The sequence below is a fragment of the uncultured Legionella sp. genome (assembly GCF_937871865.1).
Lineage (GTDB): Bacteria > Pseudomonadota > Gammaproteobacteria > Legionellales > Legionellaceae > Legionella.
The window spans coordinates 1-3,850 of sequence record NZ_CALMPD010000300.1; the positions used below are offsets into that span (position 1 = coordinate 1).

Below are 3,850 nucleotides of genomic sequence, written 5' to 3' on the forward strand. Positions count from 1 at the left end.
AGAATTTTAATGAGTTTTAGTTAGGAGGCAAGGTGCTGTGCGTAAGGTGAGTGATTAAAAGCAAACCTATTATTAGCTTAAGTCTCATTTTATCTCTTTAATCGCTATATTAACTGATTATAGGAGTGCGATAGAGAAAAGTAAAAACGGTACATAATTTTTATTGTTAATAATAGGCTGCATGTACGTGCAGCGAGTCTGGCTTACCAGCATTCAATTCTATCTAATAATTCAATTTGTTCATTTAGATCTGCCAACTGATTTTGCCAATGGGCTGGAGTATTAAACCACGGAAAACTCAAGGGAAATGCAGGATCATTCCAACGCTTGGCGAGCCAACCTGAATAATGCAGCATTCGTAGTGTACGTAATGGTTCAATTAAATGGCGTTCGCTAGGATTAAAATGATGAAACTCATTATAGCCTTGTAGAATCTTGTCCAGTTGTTGTTCCATGTGCTCTGGTGTGCCTGAAAGTAACATCCAAATATCTTGTATTGCAGGTCCCATGAGACAATCGTCCAGATCTACAATATGAGGTCCTGATTCGCTCCATAACACGTTTCCAGCATGACAATCGCCATGCACGCGGATTTGAGTCACTTGACCTATTTCTTGAAAGATTTGCTTTATTTTTTCCAGGGCGGTTTCGACTGTTTTGCAAAAATTGTCTTTTAAATAATCTGGAATAAAATTGTTCTCCAGGAGCAGTGTATACGGATTATGTCCATAATTTTGAACATTCAATTGGCTGCGATGCTGAAATGACCGGCATGCGCTTACTCTGTGCAAACGTCCTAAAAAACGTCCCATCCACTCGAGTTGTTCATTATTGTCCAATTCAAGAGCGTGGCCACCACGTTTGGGAAAGAGAGCGAATCGAAACTCACTATGATGGTGTAAGGTTTGATCGTTTATAAGCAGAGGAGCAATAATTGGAATTTCATGGTGTGCTAATTCTAATGAGAATTGATGTTCTTCCAAAATAGCTTCTGAGCTCCAGCGATGAGGCCTGTAAAATTTGGCAATGAGGGGGTCTGAATCTTCTATTCCTATTTGATAAACGCGATTTTCATAACTATTGAGTGCAAGCAAGCTGCCTGAACAACGGAAACCGATATGCTCTATGGCATCCAAAATGAATTCAGGATTAAGTTGTGCATAAGGTGTTTGATTATCGTGATTCAAAAGTGAATCCTCTACTGGATAAATATAGAAGGGTATTATACCGGTTGTTAGCTGCAATCACAGTAACTTCATGTTTTAGTTAAGTACCTCTTTGTGGATGAATGTTTCTGGCTTAGGTGCACCTTGGGGTTCTTTGCAGAAAGGTACGAAATTTCCCAGCATGCCCTTATAACCCTTTACCAGCCTAAGTTGTAGCCAATAAATCGATTTTTTCATTAGCTATCAAACCTTGTATAACCTCATGTAAATTAGAGCAATATTTTTTTTATAAAATTCATATATCTCACTCAAAAAAAATTAGTTATTTGAATAGAATAAACATCAATAAAGTCTCTTTTCTCTGCGCCTATTTTTTGATAAAAGTTTTGGCCTTGCTCATTGTCCTTCATGCACCATACATTTAAACGACCAATATTTTTATTTTTCGCTATCAATGCGAGCTGATGAATCAAATTATAACCAATTTTTGCGTTCCTATACTCAGGACTTATATATAAATCATCAACCTGTATCATGGGGCTCAAATTAAAGGCTCTATTGATATTGGCAAAAGTATAGAGACAGAATCCAAGTAACTGTTCGTGAGGGTCAACTGCTACCAAACAATTCCAATCGGCATTAATGCCAAATAATTCATTTTCTAAACGGTCTCTGGTTAGTTTAAAACGCTCAAAAGAGCCCTCATGTTTCACTAAATCAATTAACATGCTAAATAATTGATCCAGATCTACTGTTTTCACTGGCCGAATTAAATACCTAAGATCACCTATCTCCATCTACTCCTCACATGACTCTTGTTGTTCTTAATTTGTATCTTAGTAAGCTAATCTACCACTGGACGTAATTGCCGTTTTCTTATATAGGTATTTAGACCGATGTGGTTGGTATAGCCTAAAAAAATCGCAATTTTTCTAACTGATAACCCCAAAACTAGCAATTCTTTAATTTTAACAACGTCCTTATCAAATTTACTTTTTTGAACGGTACCTTTTGGTTTACCCAATAGGACTCCCTGTGCTTTTTTACCAGCAAGAGCCTCTTTAGTTCTTAGACTAATCAAGTCACGCTCAAGTTCAGAAAATAGTGAAAACAACGTAATCATAACTTTTGAGGTCATGTCATGTTGTTTAATATCCAAATTTTGTTTGATAGCGATTACTCGCACTTGTTTTTTTATCAACTCATTAACCAATCCTATGACTTCTGCAGTACTTCTACCAAGGCGACTGAGTTCAGTAACGATAAGTGTATCAGCATCATCCAAAACTGAGAGCATTTCATCAATGCGGCGCTCTTTATTGGTTTTCCTGCTTGAGATGGTCATCTCAATAAAATCATCGACCTGCAATTCATTTTTCTTGGCAAACTCAAAAATCTCAAGTTTCTGATTGTTCAAATCTTGCTTGTCAGTTGAGGTGCGAAGATAAGCAATTGTTTTAGCCATAATTTACTCAAAAAATAGTCCGTTAATGTTTAACCTAAAATAATAGGTTTAATTATACAGTTAACTATAAATATATAAAGTGTAATAGAGCAACAAATCTGATGTATAATAACATCCGTTTTAATGCATACAAAAGTAACCAGTGGCGCGACTAAAAATACTCTCAAGTGATGATTTTAATAAATTATATAAATTACCTTCACTTGGAGACAATGACAGACCTTTTGTGTTTGAACTGGATGAGGAGGATAAAGCATACCTTGATTCTTTCAACGATGTCCCTAAAAAGATTGACTACATTCTGCAAGTTAGTTTTTTTAGAATCACGCAATTTTTTTATAAGTTTACGTTCCAGGGAATTAGACAGGACACCTGGTATGTTATCAAAACATTTTTTCCAGCAGAGAAATTTCCAAAAAAGCAGGTCAGCAAGCGATACCAATATGATAATCGCAATGCTATTTTAAAAAAATATAACATGTCGATTTATTCGAGTCATAACAAAGCTAAAGCGGCTCGTTATGCTAAGGAATTGACTAAGCAACACGCTACACCCAAATACGTATTTGATTCGCTATTGGAATATTTCCATCAACACAAAATTATTAGACCATCGTACACAACATTGCAAGAGATGATCTCGGAAGCCCTAAATGACGAAAAAACCAGATTAAGCAATAAAATATACACTTTAATGGACAAGCCACTCAGGGAGTCATTAGCCAATTTCCTAGAAAAGGATAAAATGTTTTATCAATTGACGACCGTAAAAAAAGATCAAAAAGATTTCTCTACGAGCGAAATTAATGCCTCAATTAAAAATCACTTGTTTTTATCAACGCTATATCAACGATCCATCGAAATAATCAAAGAGCTGGATATTTCAGAACAAAATATAATGCACTATGCTGATCTGGCTGTGTACCATACCGTTTACGGTCTGCGCGCTATGAAACAAAAGAATTTATCCAGACTATATCTTATGTGCTATGCACATTATCGTTATTTGAAAATCAGTGATCATGTTGTTAATAGTTTTTCTCACAAAGTGAATTACTACAAAGGCGAAGCTGAAACTTACCAAGCAGAAGCCATTTGCAATGTTAGTGACATCCTCTTTTTGTATATAAAAGGATGTCTTTGATATTGATTAAAATTAAAACAGCAACGTGCAATCTGTTTTTATCAATTAAATCGAGATTCTTTGGAAGTCATCTAT

At 35.5% G+C, this 3,850-nt stretch carries 4 protein-coding genes; 1 reads left to right on the forward strand and 3 read right to left on the reverse strand.

From position 1 onward, the window contains the following. Positions 1-203: 203 nt before the first annotated feature. The 3 genes from Q0495_RS16285 to Q0495_RS16295 form a co-directional block, all read right to left on the reverse strand. Complete coding sequence (locus tag Q0495_RS16285; RefSeq protein ID WP_298628248.1) at positions 204-1,187, reverse strand: serine/threonine protein kinase; 984 nt, start codon at positions 1,185-1,187, stop codon at positions 204-206. Between the two features lie 287 nt (positions 1,188-1,474). Beyond that, positions 1,475-1,963: a GNAT family N-acetyltransferase gene (locus Q0495_RS16290; protein ID WP_298628251.1), complete on the reverse strand. Its 489-nt coding sequence runs from the start codon at positions 1,961-1,963 to the stop codon at positions 1,475-1,477. Between the two features lie 47 nt (positions 1,964-2,010). Next, entirely contained in the window at positions 2,011-2,631 is a 621-nt protein-coding gene (locus Q0495_RS16295) for a recombinase family protein (protein ID WP_298628254.1), read from the reverse strand. Between the two features lie 142 nt (positions 2,632-2,773). Between Q0495_RS16295 and Q0495_RS16300 the strand changes: the two genes are divergently transcribed. Beyond that, entirely contained in the window at positions 2,774-3,775 is a 1,002-nt protein-coding gene (locus Q0495_RS16300; RefSeq protein ID WP_298628257.1) for a DUF4158 domain-containing protein, read from the forward strand. Positions 3,776-3,850: the final 75 nt, after the last annotated feature.

Bases quoted from the DNA above. Each gene is read 5' to 3' on its own strand.
- Q0495_RS16290 (WP_298628251.1), bottom strand. From the start codon at position 1,963: ATGGAGATAGGTGATCTTAGGTATTTAATTCGGCCAGTGAAAACAGTA.
- Q0495_RS16295 (WP_298628254.1), bottom strand. From the start codon at position 2,631: ATGGCTAAAACAATTGCTTATCTTCGCACCTCAACTGACAAGCAAGAT.